General features: G+C 65.7%; 25 protein-coding genes. 9 read left to right on the forward strand and 16 right to left on the reverse strand.

Annotated features, from left to right (window positions below; genetic code table 11):
- Positions 1–13 precede the first annotated feature (13 nt).
- Positions 14–1081, forward strand: a complete 1068-nt coding sequence (locus ABMA46_RS00435) for a dipeptidase (RefSeq protein WP_348997321.1) — start codon at positions 14–16, stop codon at positions 1079–1081.
- A 224-nt stretch (positions 1082–1305) separates the two neighbouring features.
- Here ABMA46_RS00435 and ABMA46_RS00440 read toward each other — a convergent pair whose 3' ends face one another.
- Genes ABMA46_RS00440 through ABMA46_RS00455 form a run of 4 tightly spaced genes read right to left on the reverse strand, consistent with a single transcriptional unit; the run spans position 1306 to position 6098 of the window.
- Positions 1306–1569: a hypothetical protein gene (locus ABMA46_RS00440; protein WP_348997322.1), complete on the reverse strand. Its 264-nt coding sequence runs from the start codon at positions 1567–1569 to the stop codon at positions 1306–1308.
- A gap of 2 nt (positions 1570–1571) precedes the next feature.
- On the reverse strand, positions 1572–2810 hold the full coding sequence (locus ABMA46_RS00445) for an aminomethyl transferase family protein (protein WP_348997323.1): 1239 nt from the start codon (positions 2808–2810) through the stop codon (positions 1572–1574).
- Complete coding sequence (locus ABMA46_RS00450) at positions 2807–4492, reverse strand: phytoene desaturase family protein (RefSeq protein ID WP_348997324.1); 1686 nt, start codon at positions 4490–4492, stop codon at positions 2807–2809. Before ABMA46_RS00450 ends, ABMA46_RS00445 begins: the two co-directional genes overlap by 4 nt.
- The gene (locus ABMA46_RS00455; RefSeq protein WP_348997325.1) at positions 4479–6098 is read right to left on the reverse strand and encodes a phytoene desaturase family protein; all 1620 of its coding nucleotides are present in this window, start codon (positions 6096–6098) and stop codon (positions 4479–4481) included. Before ABMA46_RS00455 ends, ABMA46_RS00450 begins: the two co-directional genes overlap by 14 nt.
- 195 nt (positions 6099–6293) lie before the next feature.
- Between ABMA46_RS00455 and ABMA46_RS00460 the strand changes: the two genes are divergently transcribed.
- From ABMA46_RS00460 to ABMA46_RS00475, 4 genes are read left to right on the forward strand one after another with little or no spacing between them, the layout of a single operon-like run.
- Positions 6294–7094 (forward strand): methyltransferase domain-containing protein, encoded by an 801-nt coding sequence (locus ABMA46_RS00460; protein WP_348997326.1) that lies wholly within the window; start codon positions 6294–6296, stop codon positions 7092–7094.
- Positions 7095–7124: 30 nt separating this feature from the next.
- Positions 7125–7844, forward strand: a complete 720-nt coding sequence (gene betI / locus ABMA46_RS00465) for a transcriptional regulator BetI (RefSeq protein ID WP_348997327.1) — start codon at positions 7125–7127, stop codon at positions 7842–7844.
- Positions 7845–7875: 31 nt separating this feature from the next.
- Positions 7876–8958 (forward strand): ABC transporter substrate-binding protein, encoded by a 1083-nt coding sequence (locus ABMA46_RS00470; protein ID WP_348997328.1) that lies wholly within the window; start codon positions 7876–7878, stop codon positions 8956–8958.
- Positions 8955–10454 (forward strand): flavin monoamine oxidase family protein, encoded by a 1500-nt coding sequence (locus tag ABMA46_RS00475; RefSeq protein ID WP_348997329.1) that lies wholly within the window; start codon positions 8955–8957, stop codon positions 10452–10454. The genes ABMA46_RS00470 and ABMA46_RS00475 overlap by 4 nt, the downstream gene beginning before the upstream one ends.
- On the opposite strand, the gene ABMA46_RS00480 is transcribed toward ABMA46_RS00475, so the two are convergent.
- Genes ABMA46_RS00480 through ABMA46_RS00490 form a run of 3 tightly spaced genes read right to left on the reverse strand, consistent with a single transcriptional unit; the run spans position 10418 to position 13279 of the window.
- Positions 10418–11491: an ABC transporter ATP-binding protein gene (locus ABMA46_RS00480; protein ID WP_348997898.1), complete on the reverse strand. Its 1074-nt coding sequence runs from the start codon at positions 11489–11491 to the stop codon at positions 10418–10420. The genes ABMA46_RS00475 and ABMA46_RS00480 overlap by 37 nt on opposite strands.
- A 46-nt stretch (positions 11492–11537) precedes the next feature.
- Positions 11538–12365: an ABC transporter permease gene (locus ABMA46_RS00485; RefSeq protein ID WP_348997330.1), complete on the reverse strand. Its 828-nt coding sequence runs from the start codon at positions 12363–12365 to the stop codon at positions 11538–11540.
- Positions 12362–13279, reverse strand: a complete 918-nt coding sequence (locus ABMA46_RS00490; RefSeq protein ID WP_348997331.1) for an ABC transporter permease — start codon at positions 13277–13279, stop codon at positions 12362–12364. Before ABMA46_RS00490 ends, ABMA46_RS00485 begins: the two co-directional genes overlap by 4 nt.
- Before the next feature lie 251 nt (positions 13280–13530).
- Between ABMA46_RS00490 and ABMA46_RS00495 the strand changes: the two genes are divergently transcribed.
- Positions 13531–14943: an aminotransferase gene (locus ABMA46_RS00495; protein ID WP_348997332.1), complete on the forward strand. Its 1413-nt coding sequence runs from the start codon at positions 13531–13533 to the stop codon at positions 14941–14943.
- A 49-nt stretch (positions 14944–14992) separates the two neighbouring features.
- Here the strand turns inward: ABMA46_RS00495 and ABMA46_RS00500 are convergent, their stop codons facing one another.
- From ABMA46_RS00500 to ABMA46_RS00510, 3 genes are all read right to left on the reverse strand, one after another.
- Complete coding sequence (locus ABMA46_RS00500; protein ID WP_348997333.1) at positions 14993–16195, reverse strand: aromatic ring-hydroxylating oxygenase subunit alpha; 1203 nt, start codon at positions 16193–16195, stop codon at positions 14993–14995.
- A gap of 316 nt (positions 16196–16511) precedes the next feature.
- A complete protein-coding gene (locus tag ABMA46_RS00505; protein WP_348997334.1) occupies positions 16512–16820 on the reverse strand; it encodes a DUF1244 domain-containing protein in 309 nt (102 codons plus the stop codon).
- Between the two features lie 28 nt (positions 16821–16848).
- Positions 16849–17646, reverse strand: coding sequence for an N-formylglutamate amidohydrolase (locus ABMA46_RS00510; protein ID WP_348997335.1), 798 nt, complete (start codon positions 17644–17646; stop codon positions 16849–16851).
- Positions 17647–17946: 300 nt separating this feature from the next.
- On the opposite strand from ABMA46_RS00510, the gene ABMA46_RS00515 reads away from it, so the two are divergent.
- Both ABMA46_RS00515 and pyk read left to right on the forward strand, forming a co-directional pair.
- Positions 17947–18438, forward strand: coding sequence for a DUF1036 domain-containing protein (locus ABMA46_RS00515; RefSeq protein WP_348997899.1), 492 nt, complete (start codon positions 17947–17949; stop codon positions 18436–18438).
- Entirely contained in the window at positions 18435–19871 is a 1437-nt protein-coding gene (gene pyk / locus ABMA46_RS00520; RefSeq protein ID WP_348997336.1) for a pyruvate kinase, read from the forward strand. The genes ABMA46_RS00515 and pyk overlap by 4 nt, the downstream gene beginning before the upstream one ends.
- A gap of 79 nt (positions 19872–19950) precedes the next feature.
- Here pyk and ABMA46_RS00525 read toward each other — a convergent pair whose 3' ends face one another.
- From ABMA46_RS00525 to ABMA46_RS00545, 5 genes are all read right to left on the reverse strand, one after another.
- Positions 19951–20553, reverse strand: a complete 603-nt coding sequence (locus tag ABMA46_RS00525) for a hypothetical protein (protein ID WP_348997337.1) — start codon at positions 20551–20553, stop codon at positions 19951–19953.
- 81 nt (positions 20554–20634) lie between these two features.
- Positions 20635–20760, reverse strand: a complete 126-nt coding sequence (ykgO, locus tag ABMA46_RS00530; RefSeq protein ID WP_035022199.1) for a type B 50S ribosomal protein L36 — start codon at positions 20758–20760, stop codon at positions 20635–20637.
- Positions 20761–21016: 256 nt separating this feature from the next.
- The gene (locus ABMA46_RS00535) at positions 21017–22108 is read right to left on the reverse strand and encodes a 5-(carboxyamino)imidazole ribonucleotide synthase (protein WP_348997338.1); all 1092 of its coding nucleotides are present in this window, start codon (positions 22106–22108) and stop codon (positions 21017–21019) included.
- A complete protein-coding gene (purE, locus tag ABMA46_RS00540) occupies positions 22105–22602 on the reverse strand; it encodes a 5-(carboxyamino)imidazole ribonucleotide mutase (RefSeq protein WP_348997339.1) in 498 nt (165 codons plus the stop codon). The genes ABMA46_RS00535 and purE overlap by 4 nt, the downstream gene beginning before the upstream one ends.
- A gap of 77 nt (positions 22603–22679) precedes the next feature.
- Entirely contained in the window at positions 22680–23219 is a 540-nt protein-coding gene (locus tag ABMA46_RS00545) for a DinB family protein (protein ID WP_348997340.1), read from the reverse strand.
- A gap of 97 nt (positions 23220–23316) precedes the next feature.
- Between ABMA46_RS00545 and ABMA46_RS00550 the strand changes: the two genes are divergently transcribed.
- Complete coding sequence (locus ABMA46_RS00550; RefSeq protein WP_348997341.1) at positions 23317–23901, forward strand: TetR/AcrR family transcriptional regulator; 585 nt, start codon at positions 23317–23319, stop codon at positions 23899–23901.
- Positions 23902–23957: 56 nt separating this feature from the next.
- Here the strand turns inward: ABMA46_RS00550 and ABMA46_RS00555 are convergent, their stop codons facing one another.
- Positions 23958–24161 carry a YdcH family protein gene (locus ABMA46_RS00555; protein WP_348997900.1) on the reverse strand — a complete coding sequence of 68 codons (204 nt, stop codon included), beginning with the start codon at positions 24159–24161 and terminating at the stop codon, positions 23958–23960.
- Between the last annotated feature and the right edge of the window lie 171 nt (positions 24162–24332).

A 24332-nucleotide genomic window follows, 5' to 3' on the forward strand; every position in this document is an offset into this window, starting at 1 on the left:
TTGAAAGTTCATCATGCCAGATTCCGCGCCGGTTCCGGTCTTCGACGGCCACAACGACACGCTGCTCAAGCTCTATCAGTCAAAAAATCCCGACAAGGAAAAGCTGTTCATCGAAGGCGCTCCCGCCGAATGGCACATCGACCTGCCGAAGGCGCGCAAGGGCGGGCTTGCGGGAGGCATGTTCGCGATCTTCCCGCCGCCTCTGGAACGACCAAAGCGTAGCCCCGACGATCCGGAAAAGATGCCGGGCGCGAACGAACCGCTGCCGCCGCATCTGCCGCGCGCCGCCGCCGTCGATTCCACGATCGGCATGGCTTCGATCCTGTTCAGGCTGGACAAGGCCGGTGCTTTGAATATCTGCCGCAGCGCCGCCGACATTCGCGCCGCGATGAAGCAGAAAAAGCTCGCCGCCGTGTTCCATATCGAGGGCGCCGAGGCGATCGACACCGATTTCGCCATGCTGGAGGTGCTTCACGCCGCCGGCCTGCGCTCGCTCGGCATCGTCTGGAGCCGGCCGAATGCCTTCGGCCACGGCGTACCGTTCCGCTTCCCCTCTTCGCCCGATACCGACGACGGGCTGACCGATGCCGGCAAGGAACTGGTCAAGGCTTGCAACCGGCTGAAGATCCAGATCGACCTCTCGCATCTCAACGAGAAGGGATTCCGCGACGTGGCGAAGCTTTCCGACGCGCCGCTCGTCGCCACCCACTCCAACGCCCATTCGGTCTGCCCGCACGCGCGCAACCTGACCGACTGGCAGCTCGGCGCTATCCGCGAGACCCGCGGCATGGTCGGGCTGAACTACGCCACCGGCTTCCTCAATCCCGGCGGACCGGCAGCCGGCGGCGCGACGCTCGAGATGATGATCCGGCATGTGGACGTGCTGCTGGAGAAGCTCGGCGAGGATGGCGTCGGCCTGGGCTCCGACTTCGACGGCGCGCCGATCCCCTCCGAAATCCACGACGCGAGCGGCCTGCCCCGCCTCATCGAGGCGTTCGGGAAGCACGGCTACGGCAAGGACCTGATCGAGAAGATCGCCTGGAAGAACTGGATCGACGTGATCGAGCGCGGGATCGGATAGGACAAGCGCCCTCGCCTGCCGGCATCCTCTTCAGTGTAGAGCGCAATCTTACAGGGCGCCCCACCCCCACCCCTAACCCCTCCCCACAAGGGGGAGGGGTTAGGGGTGGGGGTGGGGGTGCACCGCCATATGCGGATTACACTGCCGTTTACGGAGAGAGGCGCCGACAGGGCCGCGAGAGTCAGTGCCGACGGTGAAAACTCGGCGGCCGTCATAGCGCGCGCCTACGAAGCCGATCCCATCCGTTCCAGCCATTCCTTGCCCACGCCGCGATCGCGAATGATCGGCAGCGGGTCCTGCCGGTCGAGGCGCGAGCAGATGCGGTAGACCTCCAGCGTGCCGGCATCCATCTCGCCGCGCCGATAGAACCACATCGCTGCGGCGTAGCGTGCCCGGCCCGACCAGTCCTCGCCGAGCGGCGTGTTCACCAGGCTCCACTGGAGGGCGGCTTCCTCGCCCAACGCCGCTATGTCCGGCTCCCGCGCCATGCTCAAAAGTCCGCGGGCGGCACCGCGGTGCGCCGATCGAGCTTGACGAAGGGGCGCGGCACGATGCGGGCGCGCTTCATCAGCCGCTCGTATCTCAGCTCGCGCATTGCGTAGATTTCCACCCACAGATCGTCCGTAACCGTATCTCCATAAGGCACTTCCAGCGAGGCGATCGCGATGTTGCGCTTGGCCATCGGCGACCACATGGCCGCGCTCACCAGTCCCGCTTCCTTCTTCCTGCGATGATAGACGACGGCATGCTCGGCGGGAATGTTGCCCTCGATCTCCAGCCCGACCAGGACATGACGCAGCGTCTTTCGCGCGCGCGCTTCGAGGATGGCACGACGACCGTTGAAATGGCCCTTTTGCACGTCGATCATAAAGCCGAGGCCGATCTCGTCGGGCATGCGGGTGCGGTTCGAGCGGACGGCGTGCTCGGCGGTGACGAAATCGGCGTTGGCGACGATCAGCCCTGCTTCGAGGCGCGCGCGGTTCAGCGCCGTATAGCCGATGGCGCGGAGTCCATGCAATTCGCCGGCCTTCACCAAGCGGTCCCACAGCGACAGAGCGAAATCGCGCCCGACGAACAGTTCGTAGCCGAGATCGCCGGTGAAGCCGGTGCGCGAAATGGTGATCGTGCCCCCTTCATGCGGAAACGCCGCAAGCTCGAAGACTTTCAGTCTCTCGACGCCGGCAAAACCGGCAGCGCGCAGAACCGCGAAGGATGTCGGCCCCTGCAGGGCGAGCCCCGCGACGTCCTCGGTCTCTTCCTCGACCGTCACGTCGAAGCCGGCGGCGCTGTCCAGCAGCCAGGGCAGGTGGCGCTCCTGGCTGCAAAGGCGAAACCGCGTCTGCGAGAGGCGAAACAACGTGCCGTCGTCGAGGACGAAGCCCTCGTCGTCGCACCAGGCCGTGTAGTGAACCCGGCCCGCTTTGAGCTTCGCCACGTCGCGCAGCGTCACCTTGTTGCAGAAGGCTTCGGCGTCCGGTCCCTCGATGCGGTATTTGGTCATCGGCGAAATGTCGAACAGGGCGCACTGGCTGCGGATGGCGAAATATTCCAGTTCCTCGTCCCACAGCGAATGCGGCGCGCGGTAGCCCGCCCAGTTGTACCAGTCGCTCGTCTTCGCCAATGCGTCGAGGCGCGGTTGCAACGGCGTACCAAGCCGCAAGGTGCGGAAGTGTGCCTGAGCGGCTGTCCGGTCGGCCGCGATGGGGGCGGCCTGTCCCGCCATGTTCATGACGCCTTCTCCCGCCGTTTTTGATCCGCCATCACCCGCCGCGCGGCGTTCATGCCCGGCACGCCGGAGATACCGCCTCCCGGGTGCGAGCCGGCACCGGCCAGGTAAAGCCCCTCGATCGGCGTGTCGTAGCCCGCCCATCCCGAGACTGGGCGCGACACCAGCATCTGGTCGGCCTGCAGCTCGCCGTGATGCCAATGGCCGCCGGGCATGCGATAGCGTGCCTCGATGTCGGCAGGCGTCAGAAGCTCCGCATGGCGCACGAGCCTGCCGATGCCCGGCGCATGGGCTTCGAGCTGCGCCATGATGGCGGCAAGAAATTTCGGCCGTCCCGGTCCCCATCCCTCCTTCAGCGAATAGGGTGCATACTGCACCACTGCCGAAAGCGTGCAGGCGCCGCTCGGCGCCAGCGATGGGTCGCCAAGCGACGGCAGCGTGATCTCCATCACCGGCTCGGGCGAGAACTCCCCGTATTTCGCTGGATTGAAAGCGCGCTCGACGTGGTCCGCCGACGGCGCGACGACGAGGCGCCCGGAAAGATCGGCCGCGGCGACCCCCGCGAAGTCGGGAACGGCGGCCAGTGCCAGATGCAGCTTCGCCGCATCGCCCTTCATGCGGATGTTTTTGACCTTGCGCACAAAGCCGGTGTCGAGCAGCGGCGCGCCGACGAGGTCGAGGAAGGTGGTGGCGGGATTGGCGGCGGACACGACCGTCCCGGCGCGGATCGCCTCCCCGCTCGCCAGCACGACGCCGACGGCGCTGCTGTTTTCGACGGTGATCTTCGCGACGGGGATGCCGGTGCGGATCGCCACCCCGGCATGCTCGGCTGCGGCACGCATCGCAGCGACGACCGCACCCATGCCGCCTTTTGGCACGATCTGCGCGCCGGGCGCGCCGTTCACGTCTCCGGCAAGCCGGTAATAAAGCCCGAGCAGCGAGGTCGGCGAGCGCGGGCCGAGATGCGATCCCAGGACGGCGTCGAAGGCGAGAAGCCCCTTCAGCCGATCGTCCAACAGTTGCTCGTCGAGCAGGTCGTAGACGTTCATCAGGAGCACGCGCAGGAAATCGCGCATGTCTTCCTTGCCGAGCCGCTTCAGCGCCAACGCCGCCTGCCCGAGCACCGCCATGTCGCCGAGCGAGCCGCCGCCGAGATCCGGCGGACGACGGGAGAGAAAAGGTTTCAGGATGCCGGCGTAACGCAGAAGCTGCGCGCGCAAATCCCGCCACGCGGTCTGTTCCGAAGCGGTGGCGCCGGTCAGCGTCTCTCCATAGGCGCCATGCAGCACGAGGGGATCGCCGCTGCGGGAAAGGGCGACGGAAGGCGCGAGCATTAATGTCTGCGCACCCCCACCCCTAACCCCTCCCCACAAGGGGGAGGGGGACTCGGGCGCGGCAGCTCCCCCTCCCCCTTGTGGGGAGGGGTTAGGGGTGGGGGTGCGCCAAGAGATATCCAGCCCGAGTTCTTCCAAATCGAGCCCACTCACCACCTCGGGATGCAGCCGGTTCAGCACATGCGCGGTCGAGGCATGAAAGCCGGGGAAGAACTCTTCCGTCCGCGCCGCGCCGCCGAGCTCGGCGGCCGCCTCCAGCACCAGCACGTTGCGGCCGCTCTTGGCCAGCAAGGTTGCACAGACCAGCCCGTTATGACCGCCGCCGACGACGATAGTGTCAAATGACGTCATGCGCCGCACTCATATGATGGTCCGGTTTGGCAAGGTCGCGCAGGATCTCCTTGGCCGCGTTGCGGCCTGGCGCTCCCATCACGCCGCCGCCGGGATGCGTGGAGGAGCCGCACATATAGAGCCCGCCGACCGGCGAGCGATATTGCGCGTAGCCCGGCACCGGGCGGTTGAACAGAAGCTGATCGAAGGTCAGTTCGCCTTGAAAAATGTTGCCTTCGGTAAGGCCGACCTCGGCTTCGATCTCGCGCGGCGTGCGCACTTCCATATGGACGATGCGATCAAGGAAGCCGGGCGAATAGTCGGCGATCTGCGACACCACCGTCTCGGCGAAGGCGTCGCGGTCGGCGTCTGTCCACTCGCGCCCTTCCACCTTCGGTGGCGCGTATTGCACGAAGCAGCTCATGAAATGTTTTCCCGGCGCCGCCATCGTCGGGTCGAGCGTGGTCGGGATCATCATGTCGAGGAAAGGATCGGCCGACCAGCGCCCGGCCTTCCAGTCGTCATAGGCGCGTTCCATGCGCTCGACCGAATCGGTGAAATGCAGGTCGCCGCGCAGGCAGGGCGAATCCTTCGGCAGCGCCGGGAATTCCGGCATCGAATCCAGCGCGATGTTGACCTTGCCGGACGAGCCCCTGATCTTGAAGTTCTTCACCCGGCGCAGGAAAGGATCCGGCAGTTCCTTTTCCTCGACCAGTTTCAGGAAGGTGCGCTTCACATCGGCGTTGGAGACGACGAGCCTGCCATGAATCTCCTCGCCGCCGGCCAGCACCACGCCCATCGCCCTGCCTCCCTTGACCAGTACGCGCTCGACCTCGGTGCCGGTGCGGATGGTGCCGCCGGAAGCCTGGAAGGAAGCGGCGAGCGCCTTGGTGACGGCCCCCATGCCGCCGCGCGCATAGCCCCAGGCGCCGACCGAGCCGTCGACCTCGCCCATATAATGGTGCAGCAGCACATAGGCCGTGCCGGGCGACATCGGCCCCAGCGCCGTGCCGATGATGCCGGAGATGGAGAAATTGGCCTTGATGACGTCGGTCTCGAAATACTCGTCGAGGAAATCCGAGATCGACATCGTCCAGAAGCGCAGCGTCAGCGCCATCTCTTCCCGGCTCAGCCCGGCGAATTTCTTGCCGAGATAAAGCATCTCGCCGAGGTCGCGCGGCCTGAAGCTTGTCGGGTCGGGCGCGGTGCGCATCAGAAGCGGCTGGATGAAGCGGCATTGCCGCGTCACATCGCGGGCATAGCGGTCGTAGGCCTCGGCGTCGCGCTTCGAGAACCGCGCGAACTCGCGGCGGTGTGCGTCGTGGTCGCGGTAGTTGGCGAGATAGTCGCCGTCATGGGTGAACACCGCCCCGCCCTCGTAGGCGATGACCTGCAGGCCGAAGCGCGGCAGCTCCAGGTCGCGCATGATCTCGGGCCGGAACAGCGAGCAGACATAGGAGCAATTGGAATAGAGGAAGCCCCGCGTCAGCTCGCGGCTGGTGGCTGCGCCTCCGACCCAGTCGTTCTTTTCCACCACCAGTACGTCGAGCCCGGCACGTTGCAGGTAGCAGGCGTTGACCAGCCCGTTGTGGCCGCCGCCGACGACGATCGCGTCCCAGCCCTTCATCGCGGCGCCTTCATTGTCGCTGCCTTCATGTCGATCTGGCCCGCCTTCCGCGCGACGGCTTGCCGATAACGGAAATCTGCCACGGCGAAAGCCGGTCTGTCTAGACATATTGAATGAATGTTCAACAAATTCCGTTGCGTTTTCCCTTGGACGGAGTAGGCTTCGCTCCCGATCGACAACCTTGCCGGGCACGCAATGATCGACACGGCAACCGCTGAACCGGAATATGACGATACGGCGATCCGTTTCTTGGAGGCGCTGTGGGGCGAGGGCTACCTGTCGCCTGGCGGACCGGAAGAGGTGGACCGCGTGGTCGAAGGCCTGCCGCTGCAAGGGAAGGCCTTGCTTGACATCGGCTGCGGCACCGGCGGCGTCACGCTTCATCTGGCCGAGAAATACGGACTTGCCTGCGCCACCGGCTTCGATGTCGAGAAGCCGGTCGTCGAGGCAGCGCGGCGGCGGACGGAGGCGCGGGGGTCCGCCGTCCGCGCTGTCTTCGTCCATGCGCCGCCCGGCCCCCTGCCCTTTGCGGATGCGTCCTTCGACGTCGTCTTCTCCAAGGATGCGCTGCTGCATGTCCCCGACAAGGACGCGCTGTTCGCCGAGATATTCCGCGTGCTGCGCCCCGGCGGCGTGTTCGCCGCCTCGAACTGGATGATTTCGCATGACGGCGAGCCTTCGCCCGACATGAAAGCCTATGTCGCGGCCGAGGGCCTGTCCTTCGCCATGGCCTCGCCGGCGCGCTACGCCGAGGCCATGCGCCGCGCCGGCTTCGAACGCGTCGAGACGCGCGACCGCAACGCGTGGTATCGCGATGTGGCGCGCGGCGAGCTGGCGAAGCTGAAAGATCCGCTCTACGCCGACGCGGCGGCCGCCGTCGGCGCAGCCTATGTCGACAGGAACATCGGGACCTGGGAGGCCATGCAGAAGGTGCTTGACTCGGGCGAGCACCGGCCCACTCATCTGCGCGGACACAAGCCGGGGCCGGCGAGGTAGCCGCCGGCGATGTTGGAGACCAGTGCGCCCATGACCGCCTCCCGGCTGCAAGACCGATCATCCGAAACCGCCGCGAGCAGGGACGCGTCCGAAAAACGCGGCCGCAAGCAGTCCAAGGAAGTGCGGCGCCTGCAACTGATCGAGGCGACGATCGATTCGCTTGCCCGGCGCGGCTATTCGGAGACCACCATGGCCGACGTCGCCGACGGCGCCGGCCTGTCGCGCGGCATCGTCAACTTCCATTTCGAGAGCAAGGAGAAGCTGCTCGTCGCCACGTTGCAGTTCATGGCCGACGAATACGCCGCGCACTGGCGCTCGGCGCTCCAGAAGGCCGGCGACGATCCCGCCCGCCAGCTCGCCGCCGTGGTCGCCGCTGATTTCGACCGCTCGATCTGCAACAAGCGCAAGCTTGCCGCATGGTGCGCCTTCTGGGGTGAGGCCAAATCGCGCCCGACCTACCAGGCGCTGTGCGGCGCGCGCGACGCGGCTTACCAGAAAGTCATCATCGACCTGTGCCGGACCCTGAAGCAGGGCGGCGGCTATGCCTACGAACCCCAGGCGATGGCGTTGGCGCTGTCGGCCATGCTGGAAGGCCTGTGGCTAAGGCTGATGATGGGCACCGAGGACGTTACCCGCGAAAGCGCGTTGCAGGCGGGCTACGAATTCCTGGTCGCCGTCTTTCCTCGCCACTACGCGCCTGCCGAACCGGGCACGAGACCCGGCGGCAAGCCCGCAATCACGATCGCATAACGGGAACGCAAGGACACGGGAGAACGACGCGATGAAGAGCCTGACACGCAGATTGACACTGACGCTGGCGCTGGCCGGCACGCTGGCGGCATCGGCGGCCGCCCTGGCAATCGCCGAGGACAAGGACCTGGTCGTCTTCGACTGGTCGGGCTACGAGGATCCGTCCTTCCATCCGAAATATGCCGAACAGCACGGCGATTCGCCGACCTTCGCCTTCTTCGGCGACGAGGACGAAGCGTTCGAGAAGATGCGTTCCGGCTTCAAGGCCGATCTCGGCCACCCCTGCTCGCAAAGCGTGGTGAAGTGGCGCGATGCCGGCCTGCTGCAACCGCTCGACACGTCCAGGATCACCGGCTGGAACGACCTTTTGCCGGGCATCATGTCGATGAAGAACCTCGCCACCGACGAGAACGGCAAAGCCTGGTTCATGCCCTGGGATTGGGGCAACACCCAGCTCACCTACAATTCCGACAAGATCGATGAAAAAGACGTCCAGTCGCTCAAGGCCTTCGCCGATCCCAAGTTCAAGGACCGCGTGTCGATCGGCGACAATGTCGACGACGCCTATGCGCTGGCCAGCCTCGCCATCGGGTTGAAGGACTGGACCAAAATGACCGACGACCAGTTCAAGCAGGCCTCCGACTTCCTGCGCCAGGTGCACAAGAATGTCCGCCTCTACTGGACCGACACCACCGATATCGTGCAGGCGCTGTCGGGCGGCGAGATCGACCTCGCCTGGGCCTGGAACGACGCCACGGTGCAGTCGGTCGCCGCCGGCGCGCCGATCAAGTCGAAGAAGGACACAGACGAGGGCATCTCGACCTGGGTATGCGGCTACGTCCTGTTCAAGGATGCGCCCGGCAGCATCGACAAGGCCTATGACTACCTCAACGCCGTCAACGACCCGGAAGTCGCCAAGACCCTGGTCGGTGACTGGGGCTACGGCCAGGCCAACGCTAAGGGCATGGCCAGCGTCGACCCGGCGGTGCTGAAGGAGAAGGGCTACGACGACGTGCAGAAATTCGTCGACAAGACGCTGTTCCAGTCGCCGGTGCCATCCGACCTGAAGCTGAAGATGATCGCCGAGTTCGAGAAGATCAAGGCGGGCTATTGAGCCGGCTGAGCGAACACGGCGGCCCCGAACGGACCGACGTCGTCATCGTCGGCGCCGGTTTCGCTGGCCTGTCGGCGGCGCACGCCCTGCGGGCCGCCGGCATCGATGTCCTCGTCCTGGAAGCGCGCGAGCGCGTCGGCGGCCGGGTCGAGGCCATCGTCAACGGGCTTGGCGAAAGCGTCGACAGCGGCGGCCAGTTCCTGTGCGAGGACATGCCGGAACTGATGGCGCTGGTCCAGGCGCGGGGCCTGACGCTGAAGGAATCGCATCTCGCCGGCCGTTTCGTCGCGCTGCCGCCGGTCAGCGATGTCGAAGCGCACCGGAACTACGCGGCCGCCACGGCGATCCGCGACCGGCTGAATGAATTGTCTCCCGACGCCCCGTCGCTCGCCGGCCTGACCGTGGCGGACTGGCTGGCCCTCCAGTCCGACGACGCCGACGCCAAGGCCGGCTTCCGCTCAATGATCGAAGGCCTCTGGTGCCTGGCGCTGGAGCGCATGCCGGCGTGGTATCTGGTCAGCAACGACCGCCGCGTCACCAACACGGTGGGCGAGCTGCAATATTATGTCGGCGAGACCATGCATGCGCTGGCCGAGCGTCTGGCACAAGACCTCGGCGATGCGGTGGTGTTGGGTGCGGCGGCATCACGGATCGAGCGTCGGCACGATGGCGTGCGGGTATTTGCCAATGTTGCCGCACCCCCACCCCTGTCCCCTCCCCACAAGGGGGAGGGGGACTCCATTGCGACGCCGCCACGCACCTTCACCAGCGATATAGTGCGAAACGGCGGAGCCACCGTCGCCCTCCCCCTTATGGGAAGGGGACAGGGGTGGGGGTACGCAGCGGACAGGTTGACGGTCGCAACGATCGACGCCCGCGCCGTCCTTGTCGCCGTACCGCCTATGATGGCCTCGCATATTGCGTTAACGCCGCCCCTGCCGGCGCCGCTCCGGCACGCGCTGACCGTCTGGGAAAGCGGTGCCGTGATAAAAGTCCAACTGCGCTATCGCACCGCCTTCTGGCGCGAGCGGGGCCTCTCCGGCATGGTGATGTGGCGCGAGCCGCCCGGCCTGTTCGCCTTCGACACCAGCCCCGACGGAGAGCGGCCGATGCTCACCTTCTTCATCGGCGGACCGAAGGCGCTGGCGATGACCGAACTTGACCCTGCGGCGCTGCGCGAAGCCGCGATCACCCATCTCATCGAAGGATTGGGGTCGCCGGCCGCCGAGCCGATCGACGTGACGGTGCGCGACTGGACGCATGATCGCTGGAGCGGCGGCGCCTACAGCGATGTCGTCATCGACCTCGACGCCACCGACGCGGAGGACGTTCTGCGCGCCGGTGCACCGCCGGTCTTCTTCGCTTCTTCGGAACTGTCGCCGTCCTATCCCGGCTACATCGAGGGCGCGATCGTTGCCGGGCGATCCGCGGCCGCAAGGGTCATCGCGTCGCTTAAGCCTCAATCCGCCAGCGCCACCAAGGCTTCGGGATCGTAGGCCAGCCGGATCGGTGCGCCGACCGGAATGTCGTCGGCGCCGAAATCGTTGGTTTCGGTGACGGACAGTGGCTTCTCCAGCCCCGGCACCTCGACGACGAGATGCGTGATCTCGCCGAAATAGTGGCGCTCGACCACCGTGCCGGTGACCTCGTGGCTGGCTCTCGCATCGTCCCACAGCACGCGCAACCGCTCGGGACGGATGCCCAGCGTCGCTCCCTCCCCGTTGCCCGTGAAGGCCGCCGGCCTGTCGGTCCTGACCCGGCCGAAACCCAGCGTGTCGAGGGTGAGCGACGCGCCGTTCTCCTCCACGATCCGGCCCTTGACGAAGTTCATGCCGCCGAGGAAGTCGGCGACCTGGCGGTTGACGGGCCGCTGGTAGATGTCTTTCGGCGAAGCGACCTGCGCGATCCTGCCGCCGAACATCACCGCGATGCGGTCGGACATGGCGAGCGCCTCGTACTGGTCGTGCGTGACCAGCACGAAGGTGATGCCGACCGCCTGCTGCAGCCGGCGCAGTTCCACCTGCATCTGCTCGCGCAGCTTCTTGTCCAGGGCCGACAGCGGCTCGTCGAGCAGCAGCACTTTCGGCCGCATGACCAGCGCGCGGGCGAGCGCGACGCGCTGGCGCTGGCCGCCGGACAGTTCGGTGGCCTTGCGCCTGCCGAGGCCTGTCAGCGACACCTGCGCCAGCGCCTCCTCGACGCGGCGCTTTTCTTCTCCTGCCTCAAGCTTCAGCCGCTTCAAACCGTAGGCGACGTTCTGCTCGACATTGAGATGCGGGAAGATGGCGTAGGACTGGAAAACCATGTTGGTCGGCCGCCTGTTGGCCGCAATGCCGTCCATCGGCTGGCCGTCGACGGCGATGGTGCCCGAGGTCGGATCATCGAAGCCGGCGATCATGCGGAGCAGCGTGGTCTTGCCGCAGCCGGAGGGGCCGAGCAGCGAGAAGAACTCGCCCTCGTTGATGCTCAGATTGGCGTCGTCCAGCGCCTTGATGGCACCGTAGCTGCGCGTCACGCCCCTGATCTCGATCATCGGGCGGCCGGAGCGTTCAGGCCTGGCAGGTTCGGACCCGGAATGGTCAGGCATACAGCCCTCCTTCGGAGTGGGTGCGGCGGGCGGCGCTGCGGCGCAGCACCTCGGCGATGGACAGAAGGACGAAGGAGGCGACCAGTAGCAGCGTGCCCAGCGCCAACACGCCGGGAAGCTTGGCGGCGAAGCGCAACTGTCCCCAGATGTAGATCGGCAGCGTCGCGTCGGTTCCGGTCAGGAAGAAGGCGATGATGAACTCGTCGAGCGAGATGGTGAAGGAGACCAGCAGGCTGGAGATGATGGCAGGCGTGACCATCGGCAGCGTCACGCGCCGGAAGGTGCCGAAGGCGCTTTCGCCGAGATCGGCGGAGGCTTCTTCGAGCGAGCGGTCGAAGCCCTCGAAGCCGGACGTCAGCACCGTCATCGAGTAGGGCACGCAGATCAGCACGTGGCCGAGCACCACGGTGAACAGCGACAGCGACAGGCCGAGCTGAAGGATGACCAGCAGCATGGAGATGGCGACGATGATCTCCGGCAGAACCAGCGGCGCCATGATCAGCCCATTGATCGGCCGGCGGCCGGGAAAGCGGTAGCGGGTGATGGCGCGGGCGGCGAGGATTCCGAAGACGGTGGACAGCACCGCGGCGGAGACGCCGACGATCAAGCTGTTCCACGCTGCGCTCATGAGTTCCGGCGTGTGCGGCAGCCCTTCGTACCATTTCCAGGTGAAGCCGGAGAGCGGGAATTTCGGCGTCGCGGCGGTGTTGACCGAAAAGATCGGCAAAAACAGCACCGGCACATAGAGGAACAGGATATAGACCAGGGCATAGACGCCGAGCCAGCCGTCCCGCGGCAGGATGCGCCTCAGCCCGCTCATCGCGCCCTTCCCGCCGCCCAGCGGATGATCAGCACCGCAGCCCCCGCCATCAGCGTCACCACGATCATGGTGGTGACCGAAAGCGCGGCGCCCAGCGGCCAGTTCGCCGCCCTGCCGAACTGCGCCTGGATGGCGTTGGCGATCATCACGCCGTCCTTGCCGCCGACCAGCTTGGGCGTGACATAGTCGCCGACGGTCGGGATCATCACGATCAGCAGCGCCGAGATGACGCCCGGCGCCGACAGCGGCAGCGTCACGCGCAGGAAAGAACGCAGCGGCCCGTCGCCGAGGTCCCTGGCCGCCTCGATCAGCGTGCGGTCGACCTTCTCCAGCGACACGAAGATCGGCAGGATGGCGAAAGCCGCCCAGGCATGCACCAGCGTGATGATGACGGCGGTGGAATTGTAGAGCAGGGCCGTGATCGGCTCATGGATGATGCCGAGCGCCTCCAGACCGGAATTCAGCACGCCGTTGTAGCCGAGGATGACCTTCCACGACATCACCCTGAGCAGGTAGCTGGTCCAGAACGGTATGGTGATGAGGAACAGCCACAGCCCCTTGTGGCGGCCACCACGGAAGGAGATGTAGTAGGCGATCGGATAGGCCAGCGCCACGGTCAGCACGCTGGTGGTCAGCGAGATGTAGAGCGAACGGCCGAGCAGGTCGCGGTAGATCGGCTCGGTCAGCGCGATGCGGTAATTCGCAAACGTGAAGGTGCGGTCGATGGTGAGGTAGTGCTGCGTCCAGAAGGAATGGGCGATGACCACGAAGATGGGCAGCACGAGAAGGACAAGCGCGTAGAGGAAGGTAGGCGATATCAGGGCGAAGCCCTGGAACGACTCGGATTGCAGAAGGGATTTTCGCCGCGGACGGGTCGCCGCAAGAGAGGAGGAACCTTCCGCAGCCGCCGTCATCGCCAGGCTCCGGAATTCGTGCTGGTTGCTGGCTTGGGTCGTCCCGCCACGCTGCCTTCCCGTTTGCCGCCGGTTGTTCCCCTTCATCATGTTCCGATGAGCCAGCTTGCGTTCAACATGAGCGCATCCGGCGATTGAAATCAAGCGGTATTTCTGCAAAATTGATTGAACGGACATTCAAAATGAAGTGAAGAAAGTCGCCTTTTTGAGCAACTTGATCCTTCACCCGGCAATGCGGCACGGAGACGAACATGGCGGCGATGCGCGAAGCGAAACCAGTGGAAAGCCGTGATCCGGAGGACGCCGTCGATCTGGCGACGCGCCATCTCGTCCAGCCCTGGCCTTACGCCGGCTCGGTCGGCGCCGAGGCGCGCGCGCTGATCGGCGAAGGCGACGGCATCTATATCACCGACGGCAGCGGCAAGAAGTTGATCGACGGCCCGGCCGGCATGTGGTGCATCAATATCGGCCATCGCCGCGAGGAACTGGCGAGAGTCATGTACCAGCAGGCGTTGCAGCTTTCCTACAACACCCCCTGGTACACGATGAACGCGCCCTCGGCGGAACTGGCGCGGCGCATTGCCGGCCACGCGCCGGGCGACCTCTCCCACGTCTTCTACACCACCGGCGGCTCGACCGCGGTCGAGACGGCGCTGCGTTTCATGCAGTTCTACAACAATGTCCGCGGCCGGCCCGAGAAGAAGCTGATCCTCAGCCGCGGCGGCGCCTATCATGGCTCGACCTACCTGTCGGCCTCGCTCAACGGCCGCCCGCGCGACCGTGACTGGATGGACGGCGCCGACGATCTGGTGGTCAAGCTCACCGCGCCGAACCCTTTCCACCGCCCGCAGGGCGTCACAAAAGAAGGCTTTGCCGATTTCCTCGTGGGCGAATTTCGCCACACGATCGAGCGGATCGGCGCGGACAGGATCGGCGCCTTCGTCGGCGAGCCGATCCAGGCCTCGGGCGGCGTCATCGTGCCGCCGGACGGCTATCTCAGGCGCATCCGCGAGATCTGCCGGGCGAACGACATCCTTTACGTCTCCGACGAGGTCGTCACCGCCTTCGGGCGGCTCGGCTCCGTCTTCGCCTCCGGCGAGGTATTCGGCCTCGACCCGGACATGATCACCTTCGCCAAGGGCGTTACCTCCGGCTATTTCCCGCTCGGCGGCGTCGTGATTTCCGAACGATTGCTGGAGGACCTGCGCCGCTCCAACCATCCGGACGCCCTGTTCGGCCACGGGCTGACCTACACCAGCCACCCGATCGGCTGTGCAGTGGCGCTGAAGAACCTCGACATTCTCGAAACCGAGCTACTGGCCCACACGCAGCAGGTCGCACCCTATTTCCAGGCACAGCTCAAGACGCTGGAGGCGCTTCCGCTTGTCGGCGAAGTGCGCGGCATGGGGCTGATGGCCTGCGTCGAATGCGTGGCGGACCGCGAAAGCAACGATCCGCTGGAACTCGACAAGGACGTCGGCAAGCGCATCGACCAGCACTGCCACGACCTCGGCCTTTTGGTGCGGCCGCTGATCAACATGTGCGTGATGAGCCCGCCGCTCACCATCACTCGCGACCAGATCGACGACATGGTCTCCATCCTGCGCGAAGGCATCTCGCGCACCATGGACGACCTGCGCCGCGAAGGCGTGTGGAACGGCTGAACCCGGCTACTTGGCCGCCGCCCGCTTCGCTCTTGGCGCGGCCTCGGGATCAGTTCCGCGACAGCAGCGCGTCGTTGAGTGCTGCCATGTCCTTCTCGTCCGGCGCCGTTTCGAGGTTGAGCACCGGCACCTGCCTGCGCAGATGGTCGTGATGGGTGCGCACGCCGTATTCGAGATCGGATAGGTAGAAGCCTCCGAACGCCTCCGACAGCATGGATTCGTTCGACCAGACGGAAAGCTGAACGTCCTCCGCCATCGTGTCGCGGTCGATGCGGTAGGCAAGATAGCGCGCCGCCGCCTGCTCGCGCGTCTCGTCGCGGCAGCGGTAGATCGCACCGCGCAGCAGCGTCTTGCCGGTCGTGAGCGGGAATTCCTGGTAGAACTGCACGGTTTCCGGCGTCGCCGCGATCACCGCGTTCGGGAAGATGCCGTAATAGACCCACGCCTCGCGCAGGTCTTCCGGCAGTTCCGGCGGGCGCGGCGCGATCTTCACATACTGCCTGACGCTCCAGCGCCGGCCCGCATGGGGATTATAGGTGGCGAACGACCGCGACACGCCGTTGAGGAATGGCTCGTCGTAATAGGTCGCGCCGTAAAGGTCCTGCAGCGCCGGATGCGCCATGGCGACATGGTAGCCTTCATTGTCGACGTCGCGCACCGACTTCCAGTTGACCGGTGTCGTCTGTGTCCAGATGCCCCAGGACGGCACCATGTCAGCGGCGCGATAGTGGGCGAACTCCGGCTCGATCGGGGCGAGCAGTTCCGCGACGGAAGGCTGCGGGCCACCCTTGCGGAAGCGGATGAAGATGAAGCCCATCCAGATCTCTAGGTCGAGCGGCATCAGTCCGAACTCGTCCTTGTCGAGATCCGGGAAGGAGCGCGGGCGCGCGGCCCCGCGCAACGTACCGTCGAGATTGTAGACCCAGCCGTGGAAAGGACAGACCAGCGCGTTCTTGCAGGTGCCCTTCTCGTCGGCCACGACGCGCGAGCCGCGATGCCGGCACATATTGTTGAAGGCACGCACCACGCCGTCCTTGCCGCGCACGACCAGCGCCCGCTCGCCGACCACATCCATGGTCAGATAATCGCCGGCGCTCGGCACGTCGCTGACATGCCCGACGATCTGCCAGTGATTGCGGAACACGCGCTCCTTCTCCAGCTCCAGCAGCGCGTCGGAATGATAGCTCCAGCCCGGCAGGCCCCTGCGGTCCCACTCGTTGGGAACTGCGACGTCACGGAGATGCGGGTTCATGGGTGAACTCTTATTTTGTTTGAACGATCATTCAATATGATCATAATTGACGTTTAAAAGCAATGATTTGTAAAAATACAATACGCGGCATGCGGCGCAACAAAGCGCTCGGTTCAAGAAATTTCTTCGATTTTTCGGGCGGTTAAGCCGAGTCAGGACGTCCTTCCGGGGCCGCGCAGCGGAACCCGGAACCCAGAGCGGGACCGTTGCCAATCCGGGTCCACATGAGCAATGCGGGCGGACTTGATTCCGGGCTCCACTGCGCGGCCCCGGAAGGACGCGAAATCGCGCCTGGGTGAATCCGGCTGTTTACAACCTAGTGATCCTTCGGCCGGTTCGTCTCGAAGGCGGTCTTCTTCTCCGAAGACGCTTCGGTCTGGTGGCGCGCCTGCCACTCGGCATAGGGCATGCCGTAGACGATCTCGCGCGATTGGTCTTTCGACAGCGCCACGCCATCGGCCTCCGCGGCCTCGCGATACCAATTGGACAGGCAGTTGCGGCAGAAGCCGGCCAGGTTCATCAGGTCGATGTTCTGCACGTCGCTGCGCTCGCGCAAATGCTCGACCAGCCGGCGGAAGGCGGCGGCTTCGAAATCGCGTTGCTGCTCGGGGCTGAACTCGCTCATGGCATCTTCCTTTCCGGCAGGCCCGCGCTCACAGCGGGCCGGTGCGCGAGCCGTACATCCTGACCTCATGTATATCGGGTCGGCGGTTGATGGCGTCAACGATCGGGGCCAGCCGGTTCGCCCATGCGACGGCGCCGGTGTTGTCGGCAATGAGGTCCTGGCGGATTTCCACCAGCGCGTGCGCGAAGCCGTTGACGATGGCGTGCTTGAACATGGTGTCGCCGCGCAGCGCCCCGTCATAGGGCTCGTTGTCGCCGACGACCAGATCCGCCTCGGCAGACAGCGCCTCGATCAGCGGTTTTGGCGCGCGGTCGTCGCTGTCCCACAGGATGCCGACATGCCACGGGCGGGCGACGCCCTGCATGACCGGCGTGAAGGAATGGACAGAAAAGAGGAAAGGCGCAACGCCGGACGCCTCGGCGACGGATGCCACCATCGACGCCACCGCGTCGTGATAGGGCCGGTAGAAACGGACCAGCCGGCGCTCGCGCTCCTCAGCCGTCATCGGATAGTTGCCAGGCACCACCGTGCCGTCATAGAGCTGCCGGATCAGCGTCGGGTCGTCCTCGCCGCGGTTGGGATCGATCAGCAGCCGTGAGAAATTGGCCAGCACGGCCGGCGCGCCGAGAAGCGCGGCCAGTTCGCGCGTCACCTTCTCCACGCCGATGTCGTAGGCGATATGCCGGTCGAACTCGGACGCCGGCAGGCCGAGCGCGCCATACTCATCCGGCAGGGCGCGGCCGGCATGATCGGCGACCAACACCAGCCCTTTCCCGCGATCGCCCTCGACCAGATCGAAGGGCGAAAAGACGGACAATCGGGTCATCACGGAAATCTGTTCTTGGCGGTTGGGGAGGGCGTTCGGGCTCGTCATCTCATTTCATGAAGCCGGCTGGGGCGCAATGCCGTTGTTTGGCCACGGTTTTTGCGGGAAACTGGCATCCAGCGGCGAAGAATCGCGCAACCGGGCTCCTAAATCGATTGGATTGAGGGTCGGAGGCGCGTTGACATGCGGCGGGAGTTTTCCGAAAAGGGGCGACAGAACATGCTGAAATGTTTCCCGAGAGGTTTGAGGATGGTCGCCGCACGGCCGCGCGCGAACACGGTTGACGGCCGATGGCTCGTCCTGCTCGGCGTGCTGGTCCTGCCGCTCGTCGCCGCCTCGCCGGCGCGGGCCGACTTCCGCGTCTGCAACGCCACTCAGAATCTCGTCGGCGTCGGCATCGGTTACCGCGCCAAGGCCGGCTGGATCACCGAAGGCTGGTGGCACATCGAGGCGTCGAGCTGCAAGACGCTGATCGAGGGGCCGCTGTCGTCGCGTTTCTATTATCTCTATGCGGAAGACGCCGAGCGCGGCGGACGCTGGGACGGGCCGATCTCGATGTGCGTGGCGGAAAAGGAATTCAAGATCGCCGGCGTGACCGACTGCGTCGCCCGCGGCTTCCAGCGCGCCGGCTTCCAGGAATATGACACGGGCGAGCAGTCGAGCTGGATGGTCCAGCTCACCGACCAGCCCGCGCCGGCAGGCGGCTCCGCCGCCGCGCCTTCAGGCAACGGAACGCCCGCCGGGAACAAGGGGGCCGCCGACGACGGCAGCCCGGAAAGCAAAGGTCAATGAGACGCAGCCGCAAGGTCAAGATCCTCGCCACGATCGGTCCCGCCTCCTCCGACGAGGCCATGCTGAAGAAACTCTTCGAGGCGGGTGCCGACACCTTCCGCATCAATATGAGCCATACCGACCATGAGCTCATGCGCACGCTGGTAAAGCGGATTCGCACGGTCGAGCAGGGTGTCGGGCGGCCGATCGGCATCCTGGCCGATCTCCAGGGACCGAAGCTGCGGGTGGGGAAATTCGCCAACGGCAAGGAGACGCTCGAAGTCGGCCAGGCCTTCACCCTCGACAGTGATCCGACGCCCGGTGATTCCACCCGGGTCTATCTGCCGCATCCCGAAATCCTCGCCTCCGTCGAGCCGGGCCACCGGCTGCTGATCGACGACGGCAAGCTGCAGCTCAAGGCCGTGAAGACCGACGGCAAGACGATCGTCTGCACGGTGGTCGCCGGTACGACGATCTCGGATAAGAAGGGCGTATCGCTGCCCGACACCGATCTGCCGGTCGGCGCGTTGACCGACAAGGACCGCGCCGACCTCGACGCGGTTCTCGATGCCGGCGTCGACTGGGTGGCGCTGTCCTTCATCCAGCGGCCCGACGACCTGGCCGAGGCGCGCAAGATCGCGCGCGGCCGCGCCCTGCTGATGTCCAAGATCGAGAAGCCGCAGGCCGTCGCGCGGCTGCCCGAGATCATCGAACTGTCGGACGCCATCATGGTGGCGCGCGGCGATCTCGGCGTGGAGGTGCCGCTGGAGAACGTCCCCGGCATCCAGAAGCGCATCACCCGCGCCGGGCGCAAGGCCGGCAAGCCGGTGATCGTGGCGACCCAGATGCTGGAATCGATGATCACCGCCCCCGTACCGACCCGCGCGGAGGTGTCCGATGTCTCGATCGCGGTGTTCGAGGGCGCCGATGCGGTGATGCTGTCGGCCGAGTCGGCCGCCGGCGCCTACCCGGTCGAGGCGGTGGCGACGATGAACCGCATCGCCGTCCAGGTCGAGAAGGACCCGCTCTACTCGGGTATCATCAACGCCCAGCGTTCCGAGCCGGAACCGACCGGCGCCGACGCCATCTCGCTCGCCGCGCGCGAGATCGCCGAGACGTTGAAGCTGGCGGCGATCGTCACCTACACCGCCTCCGGCACCACCGGCCTGCGCGCCGCGCGCGAGCGGCCGCAGGTGCCGATCATCGCGCTGTCGCCGATCCTCGACACGGCACGGCGGCTGTCGCTCGTCTGGGGCACGCATTGCGTCGTCACCGAGGATGCGCGCGATCTCGACGACATGGTCAACCGCGCCTGCCGCATTGCCTTCGAGGAGGAGTACGGCAAGCCCGGCGACCGCATCATCATCACCGCGGGCGTTCCGCTACGCACGCCGGGATCCACCAACATGCTGCGCATCGCCTATCTCGGCCCGGACGGGCAAGGGGGGCGGTAAGGCAGTAGGCAGTAGGCAAGCCTGGAACGGCCGCGACCGGCGATCAATCCGACTGCCGATTGCCTTCCCTCGATCCGCCTTAGATGGATTCGCCGGCGAGGTCTTCTGAAAGCGTCGACACCTGCTGCTGCGCGTTGCGCAGCATCGGATAGATATCGAGCACGCGCTGCCATGCCTTGAGCGCCTGCTCCTTTCGCCCCGTGTCGGCCATGATCTGCGCCAGGCCCGAGAGGGCGCCGAAGTGGCGCGGCTCCAGTTCCAGCACCCTGTCGATGTCGGCCATCGACTTGGCGTAGTTCTTCATCAGGAAATTCACGGTGGCGCGGCGGTTCCAGCCTTCCACGAAATCAGGCTGCAGCGTCACCACCTCGTCGAGGAAATCCATCGCGACGTCGAACTTCTGGTCCTGGATGGCCTTTTGTGCCCATTGCATCATCAGGTCGACGGACGCCGACCCCGAATCGTTCCAGACCATGTAGATCTGGTTGGCGATGCGCTCGGCGGCCTTCTCGTTGCGTTCGCGCTTGAGGTCGGCGAACAGCTTGTCGAGACGCTCGGCCCGGGTGCCGGGCGTGGCCTGCGGCGGCGCGACGTCCCGTGCCGCCGGCCCTGCCGCCAAGGCCGATGGGGCAAGGGAAACACTCAGGAAAGACGTCGCCAGAACGGCAAAAACGATCCGCATGGGCTGGAGTCTACTTCCATCCCGCGGATCGTCAAACCGATTTGTGCGTGAAAGCGCCGCTCTTGCGAGAGCGTCCGCCGCTCAGCCCTGGCGCGCCTTGTAGCGCGGGTCGGTCTTGTTGATGATGTAGATGCGTCCCTTGCGGCGGACCAGGCGGTTGTCCCGGTGACGCGCCTTGAGCGCCTTGAGCGAGTTCTTGATCTTCATGGCATTGCCCGTCAGTTCTGTGCCCCTACGGGCCAACCAAAAGGCGCGCCCGAAAGCGCGCCGAATTCGTGGCTTGGCTCATAAACGAGGCGCATAGGGGCTGTCAACCGCCAGTGCAGAGTTCCCCTCCCCCTTGAGGGGAGGGTGGCCAGCCGAAGGCTGGTCGGGAGAGGTCGCCAACCCTGGGACACGACCTCAGGACCGTGAAACGATGGTGATGACCTCCTCCCGCCTCGCTTCGCTCGGCAACCTCTCCTCAAGAGGGAGGGAAAGTCGGCGTCACCCGCGTGAAATGCCCCATCTTGCGGCCCGGCCGGGCCTCGGCCTTGCCGTAGAGATGAAGCATCACGTCGGGTTCCGCCAGCAGCGCGGGCGCACGCCCGACATCGTCGCCGATCAGGTTTTCCATCACGCAGTCGGCATGGCGCACGGTCGAACCGAGCGGCAGGCCGGCGACGGCACGGATATGCTGCTCGAACTGGGAGACGAGGCAGGCCGCTTCCGTCCAGTGGCCGGAATTGTGGACGCGCGGCGCGATCTCGTTGGCGATCAGCGATCCGTCGGCCATCGCGAAGAACTCCACCCCGATGACCCCGACATAGCCGAGCGCATCGAGGATGGTGCGCGCTGCCTCATGCGCGGCGGCAGCCGTCTGCGGCGGGATCGTCGCCGGCAGGGTGGAGGTGTGCAGGATGCCGTCGCGGTGGACGTTTTCCGCCGGGTCATAGGCAGCGAACGCGCCATCGGCCGCGCGCGCGGCGAGGACGGACACCTCGCGCTCGAAGGCGACCAGCGATTCCAGGATCAGCGGCACGCCGCCCATCGCCGCGAATGTCCCGTCGAAACCGACCGTTTCCATGTTGCGGAACACGCGCTGGCCCTTGCCGTCATACCCCATGCGCCGGGTCTTGAGCACGCCCGAGCCGTCGAACGCGGCGAGCGCTTCGGCAAGCTGCGCATCGTCGTCGACGGGCAAGAACCGCGCTGTCGCGATGCCGATGCCGTTCAGGAAGGTTTTTTCTACCAGCCGGTCCTGCGCGACTTCCAGTGCGCGCGCAGGCGGCCGGACAGGAACCGAGGCCGCCAGCGCGTTCGCGGCGGCGACGGGAACATTCTCGAATTCGTAGGTGACCACCGCCGAGACCGCCGCAAGCTCGGCGAGCGCGGCCGGATCGTCATAGGCGGCGACGATCTGACGGTTGCAGACCTGGGCTGCCGGGCAGTCCGCCTGCGGCTCCAGCACGACCGTGCGATAGCCGAGTCGGGCCGCGGCCATGGCCAGCATTCGGCCGAGCTGGCCGCCGCCGATGATGCCGATCGTCGTGCCGGCCGGCAGCATCGCGCTCATGCCGCATCCGTCGGCTGGGCGGCGACCTTCGCCGTCTGCTCGGCGCGCCAGGCATCGAGCCGCGCGGCCAATGCCTCGTCGGACAGCGCCAGCACCGCCGCGGCGAGCAGCGCGGCGTTGATCGCGCCAGCCTTGCCGATCGCCAGCGTGCCGACCGGAATGCCGGCCGGCATCTGGACGATGGAGAGCAGCGAATCCTGCCCCGACAGCGCCTTCGATTCCACCGGCACGCCGAACACCGGCAGCGGCGTCAGCGCTGCCGTCATGCCCGGCAGGTGGGCGGCCCCGCCGGCGCCCGCCACCACCACCTTATAACCGGCGGCCTTGGCGCCCCTTGCGAAGTCGTAGAGCCTTTCCGGCGTACGATGCGCCGAGACGATCAGGCTCGTGTGGGAAATGCCGAGCGCCGCGAGCGTATCGGCGGCATGCCGCATCGTCGCCCAGTCGGACTGGCTGCCCATGATGATGGCGACGTCGGCGCGCTGGTCGGTCAAGGGCGCGGTCTCCCGTTCAAGGAAGGCCGCGCCTTAGCGGAAATGGGCGCGCATCGCAAGGCAGGCGGCCGCCAACATCAGGCAGGCAGGGCGCCCACCCCTTGAGGCTGCCCGCCACCCTGCGAGCGACGGGACGGCTGCGCGCGATGCAGATACACCGCGAAAGTATCCCAGGGCGGCGTGATGGAAAGCTGGGAGAGGATCCGACACACCTCGCCGCGATGGATCGCCGAATGCAGCGCGACATGCATGAGCATCTCCTGCCGGGTCATGTAGCCTTTGTCTCCGTCGGTGAAAGTAAAAGCGACCGGACCGGAAAGTTGCTTCAGGCCGACCTTTTGAAGGTACTCCTGGTACCAACGATCTGTCGCCACCACCGCGGCGTGAAGCTCCTTCAACGCCGGCGTCTCGGCCGTGCGATCGGAGCCATATTGGCGCCCGGCGCCGCCCAGATGCCCCGCGAATATCCGCGCAACGACGTGATAATGATCGATCAGCCCAAGCGCCGTATCGAGTTCGGCAGCCTGCTTCCCGGGATCGAGGGTGGCCAATCTGCCGAGCAGATCGTCGTTTGCCCAGGCCTGATATCCATATAGGGTGCGAAGCATTTCGATCATGAGGGGCTTCCCGGCTCGAAGAAAATGCGAGTAACTTCTCCATATTCTGGACGGGAGCGCCTGATTGTCTACTCGCATTGCAAAACGCAAGCCTTCCATGCGCAAGGAGCCCCGCCAAGCCAGGTCCCGGGCGACGGTCGAAGCGGTCATCGAGGCTGGGGCTCGCATTCTGAGCGAAAGGGGATGGGCCGGCTTCACCACCAACAAGATCGCCGAGGCCGCCGGTGTCGGCATAGGGTCACTCTATCAGTATTTCCCCGACAAGGTCTCGTTGGTGGACGCGATCAGGCGGCGGCATCTGGACGACAGCCTCGCCGCCGTCGAAGGCGCGCGAAGGCAAGGGCAGCCCCTTGCCGAATATCTGGAAATCCTGGTCTCCAATATAATCGAGGCGCACAGCAAACATCCCGGCCTGCACAGGGTGCTGCTCGACGAGGCTCCCGGCCTTGAGGCCTACAGAGACCAGAACAGCCAAGTGGAAACGCGCTACCTTTCGCTCTACGCGCAGGCGGCAGCCGTCTATCGCCCGCACGATCCGCACGCAGAGGCCGTCGGCCTCATGATCTCGGACATCGTCGACGGGGTGATCCACAACGCGGCGCGACGCGGAACGCTGAATGACCCTGGCATCCGCAGGGAGTTGGTCAGGATGATCCGTCTCTATCTGGAGGACGAGGGTTAGAATCGGGAATGACGGGAATTCCTGTCTTCAGGGGCCGCTCCGCCGGATCGTCGCGCTCACGCGATGATGTCGGGAATGATCCTGTCTTCCAGCGCCGAGAGCCGGTCCTTGACGGCGAGCTTCTTCTTTTTCATGCGCTGGATCTGCAGCGGGTCGCAGCCGGTGGCGATCATCGCGTTGATGGCGGCGTCGAAATCGGTGTGCTCCTGTTTCAGCCGTGCGAATTCGAGACGAATCTCGGCCTGTTCCTGTTCCGACATGTCCACCATCTGGGTTCCGGCGCACGGTCGCGCATATGGGGCGGGACCGGCTTGAAACGTCCCCGCCGGCGCTCTGCGCATATCACATTTCACGATGTCGGGAAATGCTACCACGCGGCATTCGACATCGCGATTGTAAGGTGGCACAGTGTCATCCAGCCGTCATGAAGG

This window comes from Mesorhizobium hunchu (genome assembly GCF_040081975.1).
GTDB lineage: Bacteria > Pseudomonadota > Alphaproteobacteria > Rhizobiales > Rhizobiaceae > Mesorhizobium > Mesorhizobium hunchu.

Excerpts from the sequence above, each read along its gene's own strand:
- ABMA46_RS00435 (WP_348997321.1), top strand. The coding sequence starts at position 14 with ATGCCAGATTCCGCGCCGGTTCCGGTCTTCGACGGCCACAACGACACG.
- ABMA46_RS00440 (WP_348997322.1), bottom strand. The coding sequence starts at position 1,569 with ATGGCGCGGGAGCCGGACATAGCGGCGTTGGGCGAGGAAGCCGCCCTC.
- ABMA46_RS00445 (WP_348997323.1), bottom strand. The coding sequence starts at position 2,810 with ATGAACATGGCGGGACAGGCCGCCCCCATCGCGGCCGACCGGACAGCC.
- ABMA46_RS00450 (WP_348997324.1), bottom strand. The coding sequence starts at position 4,492 with ATGACGTCATTTGACACTATCGTCGTCGGCGGCGGTCATAACGGGCTG.
- ABMA46_RS00455 (WP_348997325.1), bottom strand. The coding sequence starts at position 6,098 with ATGAAGGGCTGGGACGCGATCGTCGTCGGCGGCGGCCACAACGGGCTG.
- ABMA46_RS00460 (WP_348997326.1), top strand. The coding sequence starts at position 6,294 with ATGATCGACACGGCAACCGCTGAACCGGAATATGACGATACGGCGATC.
- betI (WP_348997327.1), top strand. The coding sequence starts at position 7,125 with ATGACCGCCTCCCGGCTGCAAGACCGATCATCCGAAACCGCCGCGAGC.
- ABMA46_RS00470 (WP_348997328.1), top strand. The coding sequence starts at position 7,876 with ATGAAGAGCCTGACACGCAGATTGACACTGACGCTGGCGCTGGCCGGC.
- ABMA46_RS00480 (WP_348997898.1), bottom strand. The coding sequence starts at position 11,491 with ATGATCGAGATCAGGGGCGTGACGCGCAGCTACGGTGCCATCAAGGCG.
- ABMA46_RS00485 (WP_348997330.1), bottom strand. The coding sequence starts at position 12,365 with ATGAGCGGGCTGAGGCGCATCCTGCCGCGGGACGGCTGGCTCGGCGTC.
- ABMA46_RS00490 (WP_348997331.1), bottom strand. The coding sequence starts at position 13,279 with ATGACGGCGGCTGCGGAAGGTTCCTCCTCTCTTGCGGCGACCCGTCCG.
- ABMA46_RS00495 (WP_348997332.1), top strand. The coding sequence starts at position 13,531 with ATGGCGGCGATGCGCGAAGCGAAACCAGTGGAAAGCCGTGATCCGGAG.
- ABMA46_RS00500 (WP_348997333.1), bottom strand. The coding sequence starts at position 16,195 with ATGAACCCGCATCTCCGTGACGTCGCAGTTCCCAACGAGTGGGACCGC.
- ABMA46_RS00505 (WP_348997334.1), bottom strand. The coding sequence starts at position 16,820 with ATGAGCGAGTTCAGCCCCGAGCAGCAACGCGATTTCGAAGCCGCCGCC.
- ABMA46_RS00510 (WP_348997335.1), bottom strand. The coding sequence starts at position 17,646 with ATGACCCGATTGTCCGTCTTTTCGCCCTTCGATCTGGTCGAGGGCGAT.
- pyk (WP_348997336.1), top strand. The coding sequence starts at position 18,435 with ATGAGACGCAGCCGCAAGGTCAAGATCCTCGCCACGATCGGTCCCGCC.
- ABMA46_RS00525 (WP_348997337.1), bottom strand. The coding sequence starts at position 20,553 with ATGCGGATCGTTTTTGCCGTTCTGGCGACGTCTTTCCTGAGTGTTTCC.
- ykgO (WP_035022199.1), bottom strand. The coding sequence starts at position 20,760 with ATGAAGATCAAGAACTCGCTCAAGGCGCTCAAGGCGCGTCACCGGGAC.
- ABMA46_RS00535 (WP_348997338.1), bottom strand. The coding sequence starts at position 22,108 with ATGAGCGCGATGCTGCCGGCCGGCACGACGATCGGCATCATCGGCGGC.
- ABMA46_RS00545 (WP_348997340.1), bottom strand. The coding sequence starts at position 23,219 with ATGATCGAAATGCTTCGCACCCTATATGGATATCAGGCCTGGGCAAAC.
- ABMA46_RS00550 (WP_348997341.1), top strand. The coding sequence starts at position 23,317 with ATGCGCAAGGAGCCCCGCCAAGCCAGGTCCCGGGCGACGGTCGAAGCG.
- ABMA46_RS00555 (WP_348997900.1), bottom strand. The coding sequence starts at position 24,161 with ATGTCGGAACAGGAACAGGCCGAGATTCGTCTCGAATTCGCACGGCTG.